A 16,159-nucleotide genomic window follows, 5' to 3' on the forward strand; every position below is an offset into this window, starting at 1 on the left:
GGTGACGAACCCGCCGAGCTGGCGCGTCGCGGCGAGGAGCACGAGGCAGAAGAGCAGGCTCCACACGACCCGGTGCGCGATGATCTCGAGCGGCGCCGCCGGTTCCAGGAGCGGGAAGTAGAGGGGCATCGCGCCCCACAGGAAGAACGCCCCGACCGACCGCTGGGGCCTCCTGCTCGGCGCCGGGGCGTTCTTCCTGTGGGGCGCGATGCCCCTCTACTTCCCGCTCCTGGAACCGGCGGCGCCGCTCGAGATCATCGCGCACCGGGTCGTGTGGAGCCTGCTCTTCTGCCTCGTGCTCCTCGCCGCGACGCGCCAGCTCGGCGGGTTCGTCACCGCGCTGCGCACCCCGCGCACGCTCGGCGTCCTCGCCGTGGCCGCCGTCCTCATCGTCACCAACTGGACCGTGTACGTGTACGGCGTCCTCAGCGGTCACGTGCTCGACGCCGCGCTCGGGTACTTCATCAACCCCCTCGTCACGGTCCTGCTCGCCGTGGCCGTGCTGCGCGAGCGGCTGCGCCCCGCGCAGTGGGCGGCCGTCGGGATCGGCGCCGCCGCCGTCGTCGTCATCAGCACGGGCTCGGGCGGCCTGCCGTGGATCGCGCTCGTCCTCGCGGCGTCGTTCGGCCTGTACGGCCTCGTGAAGAACCGCGTCGGGCGCACGGTCGAGGCGCTCCCCGGCCTCGCCGTGGAGACCGCCGTGCTCACGCCGCTCGCCCTCGCGTACCTCGTGTGGCTCGCCGCCACGGGTGTCGGCACGTTCGGCGCCGAGGGCGCCGGCCACGCGCTCCTGCTGGCGTCCGCCGGGGTCGTCACGGCGCTGCCGCTGCTCCTGTTCAGCGCCGCCGCGCGGCGCCTCCCGCTGAGCGTCGTCGGTCTCCTCCAGTACCTCGGCCCCGCGCTCCAGTTCCTCTTCGGCCTCCTCGTCTTCCACGAGCCCATGTCGCCGACCCGCTGGGCCGGCTTCGGGCTCGTCTGGCTCGCGCTCGTCGTGCTCTCGGTCGACGGGCTGCGCGCGGCCCGCGCGACGCGGCTCGCGAGCCGTCCCTGAGCCTGCTCGACTACGGTGGGACCCAGCACCCGTTCCCCGGCCCAGAGAGGACCTACCCATGGCCGACTCCTCGTTCGACATCGTCAGCAAGGTCGACCGCCAGGAGGTCGACAACGCGCTCAACCAGGCCGCCAAGGAGGTGGCGCAGCGCTACGACTTCCGCAACGTCGGCGCCTCGATCGCGTGGAGCGGCGAGAGCATCCTCATGGTCGCGAACTCGGCCGAGCGCGTGCTCGCCATCCTCGACGTCCTCGAGACCAAGCTCGTCAAGCGCGGCATCTCGCTGAAGTCGCTCGACACGGGTGACAAGGAGCCCAAGGCGTCGGGCAAGGAGTACCGCCTCGCAGCCACCCTCAAGGAGGGCCTGTCGAGCGAGAACGCGAAGAAGATCACCAAGATCATCCGTGACGAGGCGCCCAAGGCCGTCAAGACGCAGATCACGGGCGACGAGGTCCGGGTGACGAGCAAGTCGCGCGACGACCTCCAGACCGTCATCGCGCTGCTCAAGAGCGCCGACCTCGACGTCGCGCTGCAGTTCACCAACTACCGGTAACCCTCGCCGTGGCCCTGCCCGACGGCGGCCCGCGCCCGGTCGCGCCGGGCCGTCCTGCCGCGTCGTCGAGCGACCTCCCGCGCGTCGTCGCGACCGACCTCGACGGCACGCTCCTGCGGTCCGACGGGACCGTCTCGGAGCGCACGCGCGCCGCGCTGCGCGCCGCCGAGGACGCCGGGATCGAGGTGGTGTTCGTCACCGCGCGGCCGCCGCGCTGGCTCGACCAGCTCGCGGACGTGGTGGGCGGCCACGGGCACGTGATCTGCCTCGGCGGCGCGGCCGTGTGGGACCTGGCCACCGCGAGCGCGCTCGACGTGTGCGGCTTCACGGCGGACCAGGCCTCGGCGCTGGTCGCCGACCTGCGTGCCGCGGTGCCGGGCGTCGCGCTCGCGTTCGAGCGCGTCGACGGGCCGACGTTCGACCCGGGCTTCCGCTCCACCCCGGACGACGACGCGGACGTCGTCGCCGTGGTCGAGTCGACGCTCGCCGTGCCCGGCGCCCCTCGTGGGACCGGCCGCAGGCAGCCCGTCGGCAAGATCCTCGCGCGGGACCCCGGGGCGCCGGTCGAGGACGCTCCCGCGACGCAGCCCGTCGTCGTCGCGGACGGGCAGACGACGGCGCAGGAGTCGTTCTTCGCACGCGTGCGCGACGCCGTCGGCGACCGGGCCCACCTCGCCTACTCCGGCGCGGCGGGGCTCGCCGAGCTGCTCGCCCCCACGGTCACCAAGGACGCCGCGCTCGCGCGCTGGTGCGCGCGCCTCGGCGTCGAACCGCGCGACGTCTGGGCGTTCGGCGACATGCCCAACGACCTGCCCATGCTGCGCTGGGCGGGGCGCTCGTTCGCCGTCGCGAACGCGCACCCCGACGTGCTCGCGGCGGCGACCGACCGCACGGCCTCGAACGACGACGACGGCGTCGCACGGGTGCTGCTCGACGCCGTCGAGTCCCTGCACCGGGAGCCCGGGAGGACGTCGACGCGCGGCTGAGCGCGGCCACCGCGCCCCAGCCCCTACACTCCCGACGTGCACCCTCCCCTGGCCGAGGCGGACCTGACCGCGTGGGGTCGCCGTCCCTCACGGCGCGCCCTCTCCGCGACGACCACCGCGGTGCTCGTCGCGACGTGGACGGCGTACGTCGCGCTGAGCATCGTCCTGTCCGCCGACTCGGACGTGCTCACGGCCGAGGAGGCGGCGGACCCGGAGTACTGGTCGACCGGCCTGCTGGCGGGCGTCGCGGTCGGCGCACTCCTCCTCGTGTGGGTCTGCCCGCGCGTCGGCACGTGGGCCGGCGCCGTGGTGACGGCCGTCGCGGCCGTCGGCACCCCGCTGCCCGCCGCGGCCACGGCCCTGGGCGGCGCCGCGGTCCTGGCGCTCCTCGCGCTCTCGCAGTCGCGGGCCCGCGTCCGGCAGCGGGAGGCGTCCGCCACGTGGGGAGGTTCCGCGGGACCCGTGGTGCCGGACGGGCTGCCCGAGGCGCGCGCCTACGCCGCGCGGTGGCGCGGGGGCCGGACGGCGGCGGCGGTCGCCTGCCTCGTCGCCGCCGTCGTGTGCGGCGCGTGGTTCGCGCGGGACATCGCCGCGGCGCACGCGTTCCGCGACGGGGCGCTCGAGGCGGCCGGGACCGTGGTCGAGGAGGACGGCCTGGACGCGGTCGTCGAGGTCGACGGCCTGCGGTACGACGTCCCGCTCGAGCTCGCGTCCGTCGAGGTCGGCGACGTCGTCGGGGTGCGGTACGACGGCAGCGGCCGGGCCGAGCTCGTCGACGACGTCGCCGACCCGTCGCTCCTCCTCCTCCCCGCCGGCGCCGGGGCTCTGACGGGCACCGCGCTCCTGGCGCACGAGGCGGCCCGGCGTCGCCGCGTGCGCCGGCTGCTGCTCCACGGCGGCCCTGCGACGACGGCGTACGCGACGTGGCACGAGCACGGCGCGCTGATCCTGCCCTCGGTGCACGCCGCACCGATCGTCGTCGCGCGGGACCTCCTGCTGCTGTCGGAGCCTCCGGAGGAGGCCTGGCACGACGACGACCACCTCGACCGGGACGTGAACGAGCTGTCCGACGACGAGCTCGTGGCCCGGGCGCGCGCCGAGGAGGGCACGGGCGACCAGTCCGGCGACGAACCCTCGTGGGAGGGGTCCCCGCCGACCTGGCACGGCACCCGGCTGCTCGTCGTCGGGCTCCGCGCGGACGGCTGGCCCGTCGCCGTCCGCGGGCCCGACGACCGCTGGTACGTCACCGACACGGAGGTGTCGGCCCCACCCCGGGCGCGCCGTCACGCGCCCCTCTCGGAGAGCAGCCTGAGCACGGACGACGGGGACGACCTGGCCGCAGACGCGCTCCCGCCACAGGACGCCCGGCCCGGCCGATGGGCGTCGCTCGCGCGCTCCACCGGGGTGGTCGGTCCGTGGGCCGCCCTCCCCGTGGTGCTGGCCTTCGCGCTGTGGGCCGCACCCGAGGCCTCGTGGTTCGCCGCGCTGGCCGGGTCGGTGGGTCTCGGCGGGGCGCTGCACGCGTGGTCGTCCGCCGCGCACCCCGCGCTGTCCACGACGGCGGTCGCGCTCGTCGTCCGCGGTCCTCTGCGGGACACGTTCGTGCCGTGGTCGCGCGTGACGAGCGTGAGCGCCCGCCAGGGAGCGCTCGTCGTGCGTCTCGCGCCGTCGATGCTGGACGCCGAGGAGGCGCTCGTGATCAGCGAATGCCCGCTCGGCGGGTACCTGCGCGGGGTGGTCGACCCGCTCGTCGCACGGGACACCCTCCTGGCAGCGCGCGCGGTCTCGAGCTCGACGGGCACCGAGTCCCGGCGCCGACCGAGCCGTGACGCCGTCGTCGCCGTCCTCGGAGGGCTGGCGCTCGTCGCCGGTGTCGTCCTCGGCGCCTGATCCGGGCACGCGCCGCGCCGACGGTGCGGGCGCCGGAGCCGGTGCAGCGCCGGTCAGTGGTACGTGATGCCGCCGTAGCCCGGGCCGTGGCCGGCCATCGCCTCGAGCCGCTTGATGCGCTCCGCCATCGGCGGGTGGGTCGCGAACATCTTGCCGACGCCCGCGCCGCGGAACGGGTTGGCGATCATGAGGTGGGAGACGTCGACGAGGTCGCGGTTCTGTGGCAGCGGCGCGCGCTGCGTCCCGGCGTCGAGCTTGCGCAGCGCGGACGCGAGCGCGAGCGGGTCACCGGTGAGCTTGGCGCCGTCCTCGTCGGCGTCGTACTCGCGCGTGCGCGAGATCGCGAGCTGGATGAGCATCGCCGCGACGGGCGCCAGGACGACCATCGCGATCGCCGCGAGCGGGTTGCCGCCACGGTCGCGGTCGCCGCCGAAGATCAGCAGGAACTGCGCGAGCGAGGTGATCACGCCGGCCAGGGCACCGGCGACCGACGACGTGAGGATGTCGCGGTTGTACACGTGCATGAGCTCGTGCCCGAGCACCCCGCGCAGCTCGCGCTCGTCGAGGAGGCGCAGGATGCCCTCCGTGCAGCACACGGCCGCGTTCTTGGGGTTCCGGCCCGTCGCGAACGCGTTGGGCGCCTGCGTCGGCGAGACGTAGAGGCGGGGCATCGGCTGGCGCGCCTCGGTCGAGAGCTCGCGCACGATCCGGTACATGGCGGGCTGCTCGAGCTCGCTCACGGGGCGCGCGTGCATCGCGCGGATCGCGATCTTGTCCGAGTTCCAGTACCCGTAGAACGTCGTCACGAGGCCGATGCCGACGAACACCCACAGCAGGTTCGCCTTGGCGCCGAACAACGCCCAGAGGCCCAGGACGATGGCCCACATGACGCCGAACAGGCCGGCCGTCTTGAGACCGTTGAAGTGCTGACGCCCCACGCTGTGCTCCCTTCCGCGCCGCGGGCACCCGCGTGGTCCACCGGGTGCCCGACGAACGCCGACCCCGTCGACGCCCACCCTGATGAACGCCCGAGGCGACCGTCCCGTTCCCGAGGACGACGACGGCGCCCCACCCGCGGAGGGTGGGGCGCCGTCGGACGTGGCTCAGGTGCTCGGGCGCAGCCGCCGGGTCAGCCGACCTGCGACTCGCCGCGCGCCACGCGGATCATGTCCTCGCGCGGCACGACCTTGATGCGCTCGCGGCCGTGCGGCTCGCCGAGCGAGCGCTCGTACGCGTCGAGCAGCTCCCACCCGGACCACTCGATGTGGTCGACCCCGCGCTCGCGGAGGAAGTCCACGACGGCCTCGGGGTCGCCGAGCGGCGCGACGCGCCCTGCGGCCAGGTCGGCCGCCGCGACGTCGCCGCCGTCACCGGCTCCCGTGACGTCCTCGACGAGGTGGCGGATCGTCTCCGAGGCGTCCGACTTGGTGTGGCCGATGAGGCCGACCGGGCCGCGCTTGATCCAGCCGGTCGCGTACACGCCGGGGATGTGCTCGCCGTCGATGTCGATGACCCGGCCCTCGCGGTTCGGGATGACGCCCTTGAGCTCGTCGAACGGGATCTCGGGCAGCGGCGAGCCGAAGTAGCCGACCGCGCGGTACACGGCCTGGACGGGCCACTCGTGGAACTCGCCCGTGCCGGAGACGGTGCCGTCGCCGTTGAGCTGCGTGCGCTCGGTCCGCAGCGCCTCGACCTTGCCGTCGCCGAGCACGGCCGCCGGGGCGTGCAGGAAGTGCAGGTGCAGGCGGCGCGACGCCGTGTTCTCGCCCGGGTCCTTGAGCGTCCAGTCCGTGAGGGTCTTGACGACCTGCTTGGTCTGGTTCGAGGAGCTGATCGCCGCCATCGAGCCCTCGTCGAACTCGAAGTCCTCCGGGTAGACGATGACGTCGACGTCGGGGACGTGCCCGAGCTCGCGCAGCTCGAGCGGCGAGAACTTGGCCTGCGCGGGCCCCCGGCGGGCGAAGACGTGCACGTCGGTGACGGGCGACGACTTGAGGATCTCGTAGACGTTCTGCGGGACCTCGGTCGGCAGCAGGTCGTCCGCGTGCTTGGCGAGCACGCGCGCCACGTCGAGCGCGACGTTGCCCGCGCCGAGGACCGCGACCTGCTGCGCCTCGAGCGGCCACGTGCGGGGGACGTCGGGGTGGCCGTCGTACCAGGAGACGAAGTCGGCCGCGCCGTACGAGCCCGGCAGGTCGATGCCCTCGATCGGCAGGGCCGCGTCGCGGATCGAGCCGGTCGAGAAGATCACCGCGTCGTAATACTGGCGCAGGTCGTCCAGCTTGAGGTCGACGCCGTAGTCCACGTTCGCGAGGAGGCGGATGTCGCCGCGGCTCAGCACCTTGTGGAGCGCCACGATGATCTGCTTGATGCGCGGGTGGTCCGGCGCGACGCCGTAGCGCACGAGGCCGAACGGCGCGGGCAGGCGCTCGAACAGGTCGATGCTCACGTCGAGGTCGGTCTTGGACAGGATGTCCGCGGCGTAGATCCCGGCGGGACCAGCGCCGACGATCGCGACGCGCAGTGGACGGATGCTGCTCACAGGACAGGGCGCCTTCCGGTCGAGGACGGGGGTCTCTCCCGCGCGGCCGACGGGCCGTTCCGCGTCGACCGGTGGGTACCGGCCGCAGGAGACCTCTCGATTGTACGACTGGGGTGAGGGTTGCCTCACTCGGGCCCTCTCCTCCATGACCAGGGTCTCACCGGTCTCGCCTGGTGGATACCTCGTCTTGTGATCCGGGCGAATGTAACGCCGGGTCAGCGGTCGACGCGGAGGCTCTCCTGCACGGCGCGGATCTCCGCGGCGGCCCACGGGTGCTGGAGGAGCGTGCACGTCCCCGTCGTCTGGACGAGGTCGGCCACCGGCCCGCGCGGGACGACGACCGTCCGCACCGACTGCACCAGCACCGCTCCCCCGCCGCCCTTGAAGGACGCCTCGACCCACCGCCCCGGCAGGCCGTCCACGTCCACGTCGCCGCCGTCGAGCTGGCGCAGCCGCGGCAGCGGCTTGAGCTTGCGCAGCACCTCGGCGTGCGCGTCGTCCAGCGTCTGCTCGGCCCGGATGCGCGAGACCACGACGATGACGTTCGGGTTGAACTCCCCCTCCTCCACCTCGCGCCCGAGCGCGAGCGGCAGGGCGACGTGGGGCAGCGGCACCCAGCGGTCGGGCGCGTCGAGCCGCACCCCTACGGGCGCGGGGAAGTCGTCGCTCGGGTAGCGCAGCTCGGCCATACGTTCAGGTCCTCTCGGTCGCTCTCGTCGCGCTCCGGCGGCGCGGGGCGCGCCAGCAGTCTCGCAGACCGGCGGAGCCCCGACCGCCCGGCCGGGCCACCGGCGGGCCGCACCCGACCCCGGACACGCCGAGGGCGCGGGACCCGTCCCGGGTCCCGCGCCCTCGGTGGAGCTCAGCGGATCAGCTGTTCGACGCCTGCTCCTGCTGCTGCGCGTTCTGCGTGGCCTTCTGGCCCGCGTCCGTCAGCGTCTGCGCGACGTTGTTGAGCTGCGTCTGCGCGGCCGGCCAGTCGCTGCCCTTGAACTGCTGGGCGTCGGGGCCCTCCCACGGCACGCTCTGGATCTGCGAGTTCAGGTTCTGCATGGTCGTGCGGATCTCGTCCGCCTTCTGCTGCAGCGTCTGACCGAGCCCACGCAGCTCCTCGACGTTCGCGCCCCACATGCCACCAGCCATGGTGTTCTCCTTCTGTGTCTCGACCCCCACCCTGCGTGGACGTCGTCCCGTTGTCGATGGCCTTACTCAACCATCGGCCCGCGCGACCCGTCGATGGGGAGGTGTCCCCATGAGGTCCCCGCGGGCGTCACGTCGCTACCGCGGGAGCGCGACGTGCAGCTTGCGCGCCCTCCCGGAGACCACGAGGAAGCCGCGTCCCGGCGGGAAGTCCGCGCGGCGGATCCGGCCGAGACCGGTCCCGAGCAAGGTGTCGCCGTCGAGGTCGCCCGGGGTGAGGAGCAGACCGGTGCGCCCCGCCTTGAACGGCTGCGCGATGGCCCACGCCTGCCCCCAGGTCGACGACTCGGCCTCGCCCACGACGAGCTGCTCGGCACGCGTGGCGGCCCGGACGAACGCGACGAGCGGCTGCTCCGCCGGCGTCCCCGTGAACTCCGTCACGGACTCGACGAGCACCGTGAGCGCACCCGGACGCAAGGACCCGCCGTCGAGCGCCTGCGTGAGCGACTCGAGGAGCGTCACGACCTCCTCGGGCGACGTCGCCGCCGTGTCCCAGGCGTCGAGCGCCGAGATGCTCGTGCGGCGCGGCGAGAGGTACACGACCCGGCCCGCGCGCGCCCGGCGCACGGCCTGGGCGATGGTGACGAGCGCCGTCGTGCGACCGCCCCCGGGCGGGCCCGAGAGCATGAACGTCCCCCGGGCCGGCAGCGCGACCGGGGCGATGTCCAGGTCGTCGAGGCCGATGGTGGGACGGCCGCCCGTGACCTCGGGCAGCGAGTCCAGCGCGAAGCTGTCCGGGAGCCGCTCGACGCCCGGCGCCTGCTGGATGCCGAGGCGCGTCATCGCGTCGCGCAGCTTGCCCAGCTCGCGCGCCTGGAGCGCGACGTTCGGGTCGCCGCCCAGGACCGCGATCTGGACCTCGTTCTCGTCGAGCACGCCGCGTCCCGGCGGGGACGTGAGCGACAGGACGTCCTTGGGGACGCCGAGCGTCAGGTAGTCGTCCTCGCTCGCGAGGCGCAGCACGAGCCGCTTCTGGATCGTCGAGCCGAGCGACGTCGGGACCGACGCCGCGCGGTCGCCCGCGACGACGACGTGCACGCCGACCTGGCGCCCGTCCGTCGCGATCGCGGTGAACGCGCCCCACACGGGGAACGCGTGCGCGGGCCGGAACTCGTAGGACTCGCGGAACGCGCCGATGCCGTCGACCAGCAGCAGGATGCGCGGCTCGGCGGGCGCGTTCGCGAGGCGCCGGTACTCGTCGAGGCTGCCCGCACGGACCGCGGCGTAGCGGGCGGAGCGCTCGTCGACGAGGTCGCGCAGCGTGCGCAGCACGCGCTGGACGCGCTCCTCGTCGTCGCCCGAGATGACCGCGCCCACGTGCGGCAGGTCCTCGAGCATCCGCAGACCGCTCGCGCCGGCGTCGATCGCGTAGACCTGGACGGGACCGCCGCGCGCCGTGATCGCCGCGGAGACGGCGATCGTCCGCAGCGTCGCGCTCTTGCCCGAGCCACCCGTGCCGTAGATCGCCATGTTGCCGTCGCGGTCGGGCTCGTAGAAGACGGTCGGCTGCGCCTGGGTCGTCGGGTCGTCCTCCACGCCGAGCAGCAGCATCGTGTCGGTGCGGGGGTTGGGCAGGCGGGCGAGGTCGTACGTCGGGGCGAGCTCGGCCAGCCACGGCTTGCGCGGCACCGGGACCGCGGCCTCCGTCGCGGCCCGCGAGATCGTGGCGACCACGCGCGCGATGTCGTTGGGGCCCGGGTCGGTGACCTCCTCGACCTCGGGCTCCGGCAGCTCCCAGCGAATGTCGGAGCCGAACGCCATCTCCTGGATGTCGATGCGCGACCGCTCGGGCTGCGCCGTCGTCCAGCCGCCGGCGTATCCGGTCTGGAACGGCGTGATGCGACCAGGTCCGGTCTTCACCGCGCCGCGGCCCGGGATCGACGGGTCGAAGTGCGCGGCCATCGGGATGCCGAGGATGTCGGTCGAGTCGTCCTCGTCCGCCATGCGCAGCGCGACGCGCAGGTTCGTGTTGGCGCGCAGGTTGTCCTTGATGACGCCCGCCGGACGCTGGGTCGCGAGGATGAGGTGCAGCCCGAGCGAGCGACCGCGCTGGGCGACGTCCACGACGCCGTCGACGAACTCCGGGACCTCGTTGACCAGGGCCGCGAACTCGTCGACCACGATGAGCAGGCTCGGGGGCGCGTCGGGGTCGCCGGTCCGCTCCAGGGACGCGAGGTCCTTGGCCTTCTTCCGGTTGAGCAGGTGCTCGCGGTAGCGCAGCTCGGCCCGGAGCGACGTGAGCGCGCGGCGCACGAGGTGCGGCGACAGGTCGGTGACGAGGCCGACGGTGTGCGGCAGGTGGACGCAGTCCGCGAACGCCGCGCCGCCCTTGTAGTCGACGAAGAGGAACGTCACGCGGTCCGGGCTGTGCGCCGCGGCCATGCCGAGCACCCACGACTGGAGGAACTCGGACTTGCCCGCGCCCGTCGTCCCGCCCACGAGCGCGTGCGGGCCCTGCGTGCGCAGGTCCAGGTAGAGCGGCTCGGTGCCCGAGTGCCCGACCAGCCCGCGCAGGTTCGTCGGCGCCTTGCGCCGCACGGGCGGCGAGCCGTCGCGCGGCGTCAGGGAGCCGTTCTCGCGCCACGCGTCGATGAGGCGGGACGGGTCCTCGGCCAGCGCGGTCCCGGCGAGGGTGAGGTAGGAGACCGAGCGCGGCAGGTCGGAGTCGTCGTCGACGGGCGCGCCGACGTCCACCACGGGGGCCAGGATGCGCGCCACCTCGTGGGCGGTCGCGAGGTCCACCGTCTCGCACGCCACCGGGAACGACAGCCGGCCCACCCGGACCTCGCCGCTCGTGGCGCCCGCGGTGGCTCCGGGGGCGCCCGCGGCGTCGACGGTGTCCACGAGGACGAACGTGCGGCACGCGGCCGGGAGCTGCTCGACCGACGGCGCGACCCACACGACGTGCACGCCCGCGTCCGCGCCGCGCTCCACGAGGCGCGTGAGGCGCGAGCGGTCGACGGGCGCGTCGTCCTCGACGAGCACGACGACGGTCGGCAGCACGGGCTTGGGCGTGTCCTCGCCCTCCTCGGGGTCGATCGGCCCGCGCAGCTCGGCGTGGGTGTCGAGGTCGGCCCCGCGCGCCTCGACGAGGTCCTCGAGCTGCGACAGCAGCGCCTGTGCGGCGCCGGGGTTGTCGGCCAGGTGGTCGCCACCCAGCGGGCTGTGGGGCGAGCCGGTGTGCGGCAGCCACTCGAGCCACTCCCAGTCGGCGCGCGAGCGCTGCGACGTCACGGCCGCGAGCACGAGCTCCGACGGCGAGTGCAGGCCTGCGAGCTGGACGAGGATCCCGCGCGCGACGGCGTCGACCGCGGCCCCCGCCCCGGCGACGCCGAGCGCACCGTCCGTGCGCAGGCGCGCGACGACCGGGACGCCGGAGATGGTCGCGCACTGGGCGTGCAGCTTCTCCAGCTCGTTCCAGTACTCGGGCAGCGTGTTGTTCTCGCCCGGCTGGTCGAGCTGGGTGCGCGACGGCGCGGCGCCGAGCCCGATGCGGACCGAGAGGAAGGCGTCGTGCTCCGGGCGGTGCGTCCACATCAGCCCGCCGAGCCGCCGGACCGCGTCGACCGTGTCGCCGACGGACGGGGCCTCCGAGAGGCGCACCGCGCGCTCGACGGCGTGCGTGCGGTCGATCGTCTCGCGCATCGCGACGACCCCCGCCTCGAACTGCTCGCGCTGCGCCTTGAGCTTGCGCTTGGCCTGGACCTTCTGGTCGAGATAGTTGCCGAGCATGAGGATCGGGCTCAGCCCGACGAACACGATCGACAGGACGTTCCGCGTGACCGAGTAGAGGATCACGCCCATGAGCAGCGGCGCGACCATGGCCAGGTAGGGGAAGCGCTGCGGCTCCGGGGGCTGCGGCGGCTTGGGCGCCTTGAGCTTGCGCTCGGGGAAGCGGGCGACGACGCGCGGAGAGCGGTTGAACTCCACGACCGGGCTCGTCGGCGCGAGGCTCGTCGTGCGGTGCAGCGCGACGACGGACACGACCGTGCTGCCGATCGTCACCGTGTCCGACGACGTGAGCGTCGAGCGCATCATGCGCTGGCCGCCCATGACGAGCCCGTTGGCCGAGTTGGTGTCCGTGATCTCGATCGTCTCGCCCACCGTGAGGCGGGCGTGCCGCTTGGAGATCTGCGGGTCGCTCAGCCGGATGTCCATGTTGCGGTCGCGGCCCAGGTAGCTCGTCCCGACGGGCAGCGGGAACTCGCGACCCGCGTCCGGCCCCTCGAGCACGCGCAGGACGGCGACGGCCGCGCCGCGGTCCTGCCCGGGAGCGTCGAACTGCTCGGAGACGCGCACGATCGACACCGTCGACCCGGACCGCAGTCCCGCCTCCGTGAGGTCGCTCGTCGGCGAGAGCACGCGACCCTGGCCCGACCCCGACGGCGCGGTGCCGACCTGGAGCGTGAGCCGGTCCGGGACCGCCGTGCCCGACCGGGTGGGGTCGCCCGCGAACAGGGCCTCGGCGACGTCGCGCACCGTGGCCGTCGCGTCGGCCGTGACGGCGACGTTGGTCGTGCTGGCGTCGGGGCGGTGCAGCGTGAGCTTGATTCGCACGAAGGTTCCTGTTCAGGTCCGGGAAGAGGGACGGGCAGGCCGGAGGGCTCCGACGGTCGGGCGGCGGTGCGCAGGGCGCGACCAGGAGGGGCGCACGGGACGCGCGCCCGCGGAGCCGCCGACGTCAGCCGTCGTCGGCGAGGTCGAGCAGGGGCAGGTCGGCCGAGGTCACGAGGCGCGACGCCACGGCGTACTCGACGAGCCGCGCACGACGGTTCGTCGCGAGCGCGCCGGGGCCGCCGCGCAGGCCCTTGACGCCGATCCGGTCGAGCTTGTCGCACACGTTGTCGAGCTTGCGGTTGAAGCGCGTCGTCGCCCAGCCCAGCCGGGCGGCGGCCGCGGCCGACGACGGGATCTCGGACAGGCCCGTGCCGTCGCGGCGCAGCATCGGCTCCGCCAGCGCCACGATGAGCTGCTTCTGGCTCGTGGTGAAGGTGATCATGCCGATGGTCGTCGCCCCGCCCGACTCGGTGTCCTCCGAGCGGATCTCCTGGTACGGCGCACCGCGGAGCTGTGCGGTGAGCTCGTACGTCGTCGGCCCGGCCGTGAACACGATCGACGTCGTCGGGAAGACGATCGGAAGGCGGTTGCCCGGCGAGAGCCAGGACTGGACCCCGCCGCCCGAGTCGCACACCGTCGCGGAGATGAGTGTCCCGACGTTGGCGAGCCACCAGATGCCGCCCTCGTGCGAGATGCGCAGGAAGCGGCGGTGCAGGTACGGGTTGTCCTCGATCGCGAGGTCGCCGTCCCGTCCGATGTCGAACGGGTCCCCGTCCACGGACGGGCGGAACCACTCCCCGCAGAACTCGACCGCGAGCTCGCTCACGCCGCCTCCCCCGTCACGCAGGCCTTCTGGGGCGCCGCGGAGAACTTGCCGTCCCGGTCCACGATCACCTCGATGCAGACCTGCTCACCCGGCTTGGCCCGCAGCTCGACGGTCGTCTCGTCGAACGCGTCCTTGTACGGCGAGTCCTCGATCGGGTCGAGCTTCTTCCAGGCGAACATGTCGCCCTCCTGCGCCTTGTCCGAGTCGTACGCCCAGGTGAACGTCGCGACCTCGCGCGCCGGGTCGTACGTGCCGACCAGGTCGTTCACGGGCGGCACGAGGTCGCCGAGGTTGTCCGACGGTACGAAGTCGTCGTCCGTGGCGGCCGTCTCCTCGCCGCCCCCGCCGGTGTCCGTGTCGTCCACCGTGGCGTCCGGACGCAGCAGGAAGAACCCGCCGACCGCGACCGCGACCCCGACGACGCCCGCGAGCGTCGCCCAGAGCGCGCCACGACCGGACCGTTCCTCCGTCGGCGCGGCGGCCGGTCCGCCGTCCTCCGGCCCGGCGGGCCGGTGGACCGTGTCCTCGACCGGGGGCTGGCCCCAGGCGCCCGGGCGCCGGGCGCCGGGGTACATCCGGGACGGGTCCGTGAGCTCCGCGACGGGCGCGTGGCCGCCCGGGCCGACGGCGGACGTCGGCGTGGTGCCCGCGGTGTGCACGGGCGCGCCCTGGCTCCAGGCCGCGGGCGCGTAGGGCTGCTGCGGGGCGCGCGGTCCGGGCTGCTGCGGCGGGGCGGTCGGTCCGGGCGCGACGGTCTGGCCGGGCCACGGACCGCCCTGCGGACCCGGCCGCAGCGGCGTCGTGGGCTGGGTCGGCCGGCTGGGCGCGACGGGTCCCGACGACGTCCCACCCGGCCCCGACGGGTCGATCGACACGACCTGACGCAGGCGGGTCCCGGCGTCGTCGTCCGGCTCCTCCTCCTGCACGTGCCCCGTGTCGTCGAGGAGGTCGATCGGGGTGACCGCGTACGACAGCTCGTTCTGCACCTGCTGGAGCGCGCGGGCGAACGCGAGGATCGTCGGGTAGCGCGACCCGGGGTTCTTCGCCATCGCCGTCGCGAGCACGCGCTCGAGCGAGGCGGGCACGTCCGTGCGCCCCGTCGGGGGCAGCGGCGAGGTCTCGATGCGGGAGATGAGGTTGGCGCTCGAGTTCGAGCCGCCGGGCACCTCGAAGGGCGTCCGTCCCGCGAGGAGCGTGTACGTCGTGGCGGCGAGCGCCCACACGTCCGTCGCGATGCCGCTGCGCGGCGGCTCGGCGAACGACTCGGGCGGTGACCACGGGATCGACATGCCCTCGGCCCGCGCGGCGTCGTCGACCGTCGAGGAGATGCCGAAGTCCGTGAGCGCCGGGTGGCCGTACTCGGTCACGAGGATGTTCGCGGGCTTGATGTCGCGGTGCAGGATCCCCGCGCGGTGCGCCGTCTCCACGGCACCGGCGATCTGGACCGCGGTGCGCAGCGCCTCGGCGACCGAGAGCCGCTCGGTGCGGTACCGCGCGCCCAGGTTGGGGCGCGAGCAGTACTCCATGGCGAGGTACGGGCGCCCGTCGTCGGCGATGTCCGCCTCGTACATGGTGACGATCGACGGGTGCGTCGAGAGCGTCGCCATGAGGTCGGCCTCGGCGTCGAACGCCGCCCGCTGCGAGTGGCTCGACCACTCGTGCAGCAGGACCTTGACGGCGACCCGCCGGCGGGGGCGCTGCTGCTGGTAGAGGAAGACGTCGGAGAACCCGCCCGAGCCGACCAGCGAGACGTACTCGAAGCCCTTGATCTCCGGCGGCGGGGACGGCGCGCGCTTGGTGCTCACCGGATCCCCTCGAAGACGAGGGTCACGCCGTCACCGAGGTCGGCCACGTCGCCGTCGACGACCAGGACCGGCTCCGACGGGTGCAGGCGCCGCGGCGGCTGGCCAGCGCGCAGGAGCGTGGTCCCGTTGGTCGTCGCCATGTCGCTCACGAGGACGTGCCACCCCTCGAGCGTGATCTCGAGGTGCGAGCGCGAGATGTCCTGCTGCGGGCTGGGCACCGTCACCAGACGGGGCAGGTCGGCCGCCTGCGACCGGGGCGTGCGCGGGCGCCGGCCCACGACGACGGGACGGTCGAGCTCGACCGTCTGCCCCGTCGAGACGAGGACCCGCCCGAGCGGCGGACGGATCGCGAGCTCGGCGTCGCCCTCGAGGGGCCCGCCGCAGAGCGCGCACGCGTCCCGCGACGGCGGGTTGGCGTGCCCCTGGGCGCACGTGCGCGCGAGGATCTGCTGCTGGCCGGGCCCGGGCGGAGCGCTGAACGACGGCGGCGGCGGCACCGGGGCGGCGGCACCGGCGTCCTGCGCGGCCGCGCGCAGGTCCGCGATGGCGGACGAGTGCACCGTGTGGCCGTCGTGGTCGAGACCGGGGGCGGGCTCGCCCTCGGCCTCGGTGGGCTCGCCGTCGGGGTCGACGACGGTCGCGGCGCGGTGCGCCGCGGCGGGAGTCGCACCCGTCCACTCCCGCGGGACGCCCGCGATGAGCCCGTCGCCGGGCGGGGCGGGCGGCGGCAGGGACGGCTCCCCCGCGAC

Annotated in this window: 12 protein-coding genes; 4 read left to right on the top strand and 8 right to left on the bottom strand. The window is 74.3% G+C overall.

The window, feature by feature from the left end; genetic code table 11:
* Positions 1 to 208 precede the first annotated feature (208 nt).
* The 4 genes from rarD to A0J59_RS18245 are packed head-to-tail and all read left to right on the top strand — an operon-like array spanning position 209 to position 4,480.
* Positions 209 to 1,051, top strand: a complete 843-nt coding sequence (gene rarD, locus A0J59_RS18230) for an EamA family transporter RarD (RefSeq protein ID WP_082919178.1) — start codon at positions 209 to 211, stop codon at positions 1,049 to 1,051.
* Between the two features lie 58 nt (positions 1,052 to 1,109).
* Positions 1,110 to 1,604, top strand: coding sequence for a YajQ family cyclic di-GMP-binding protein (locus A0J59_RS18235; RefSeq protein ID WP_064317053.1), 495 nt, complete (start codon positions 1,110 to 1,112; stop codon positions 1,602 to 1,604).
* Between the two features lie 14 nt (positions 1,605 to 1,618).
* The gene (locus tag A0J59_RS18240) at positions 1,619 to 2,590 is read left to right on the top strand and encodes an HAD family hydrolase (protein ID WP_082919179.1); all 972 of its coding nucleotides are present in this window, start codon (positions 1,619 to 1,621) and stop codon (positions 2,588 to 2,590) included.
* A 36-nt stretch (positions 2,591 to 2,626) separates the two neighbouring features.
* Positions 2,627 to 4,480, top strand: a complete 1,854-nt coding sequence (locus A0J59_RS18245; RefSeq protein ID WP_156533163.1) for a hypothetical protein — start codon at positions 2,627 to 2,629, stop codon at positions 4,478 to 4,480.
* Positions 4,481 to 4,533: 53 nt separating this feature from the next.
* On the opposite strand, the gene htpX is transcribed toward A0J59_RS18245, so the two are convergent.
* From htpX to A0J59_RS18285, 8 genes are all read right to left on the bottom strand, one after another.
* The gene (gene htpX / locus A0J59_RS18250; protein ID WP_053369605.1) at positions 4,534 to 5,418 is read right to left on the bottom strand and encodes a zinc metalloprotease HtpX; all 885 of its coding nucleotides are present in this window, start codon (positions 5,416 to 5,418) and stop codon (positions 4,534 to 4,536) included.
* Positions 5,419 to 5,609: 191 nt separating this feature from the next.
* Positions 5,610 to 7,022 carry an FAD-dependent oxidoreductase gene (locus A0J59_RS18255; protein WP_047234164.1) on the bottom strand — a complete coding sequence of 471 codons (1,413 nt, stop codon included), beginning with the start codon at positions 7,020 to 7,022 and terminating at the stop codon, positions 5,610 to 5,612.
* Between the two features lie 215 nt (positions 7,023 to 7,237).
* The gene (locus A0J59_RS18260) at positions 7,238 to 7,711 is read right to left on the bottom strand and encodes an LpqN/LpqT family lipoprotein (RefSeq protein WP_047234165.1); all 474 of its coding nucleotides are present in this window, start codon (positions 7,709 to 7,711) and stop codon (positions 7,238 to 7,240) included.
* Positions 7,712 to 7,892: 181 nt separating this feature from the next.
* Positions 7,893 to 8,165: a WXG100 family type VII secretion target gene (locus A0J59_RS18265; protein ID WP_021482523.1), complete on the bottom strand. Its 273-nt coding sequence runs from the start codon at positions 8,163 to 8,165 to the stop codon at positions 7,893 to 7,895.
* A 135-nt stretch (positions 8,166 to 8,300) separates the two neighbouring features.
* The gene (locus A0J59_RS18270) at positions 8,301 to 12,779 is read right to left on the bottom strand and encodes an FtsK/SpoIIIE domain-containing protein (protein ID WP_053369603.1); all 4,479 of its coding nucleotides are present in this window, start codon (positions 12,777 to 12,779) and stop codon (positions 8,301 to 8,303) included.
* A 124-nt stretch (positions 12,780 to 12,903) separates the two neighbouring features.
* Entirely contained in the window at positions 12,904 to 13,605 is a 702-nt protein-coding gene (locus A0J59_RS18275) for a hypothetical protein (RefSeq protein WP_053369602.1), read from the bottom strand.
* Positions 13,602 to 15,410, bottom strand: coding sequence for a serine/threonine-protein kinase (locus A0J59_RS18280; RefSeq protein ID WP_064317055.1), 1,809 nt, complete (start codon positions 15,408 to 15,410; stop codon positions 13,602 to 13,604). The genes A0J59_RS18275 and A0J59_RS18280 overlap by 4 nt, the downstream gene beginning before the upstream one ends.
* Positions 15,407 to 16,159, bottom strand: a 753-nt coding sequence (locus tag A0J59_RS18285; RefSeq protein WP_156533165.1) for an FHA domain-containing protein, incomplete at its 5' end; no start/stop codon positions are given. The genes A0J59_RS18285 and A0J59_RS18280, both read right to left, overlap by 4 nt.

Origin of the sequence: Cellulosimicrobium sp. I38E (assembly GCF_001647255.1) — a bacterium.
Classification (GTDB): Bacteria; Actinomycetota; Actinomycetes; order Actinomycetales; family Cellulomonadaceae; genus Cellulosimicrobium; species Cellulosimicrobium cellulans_E.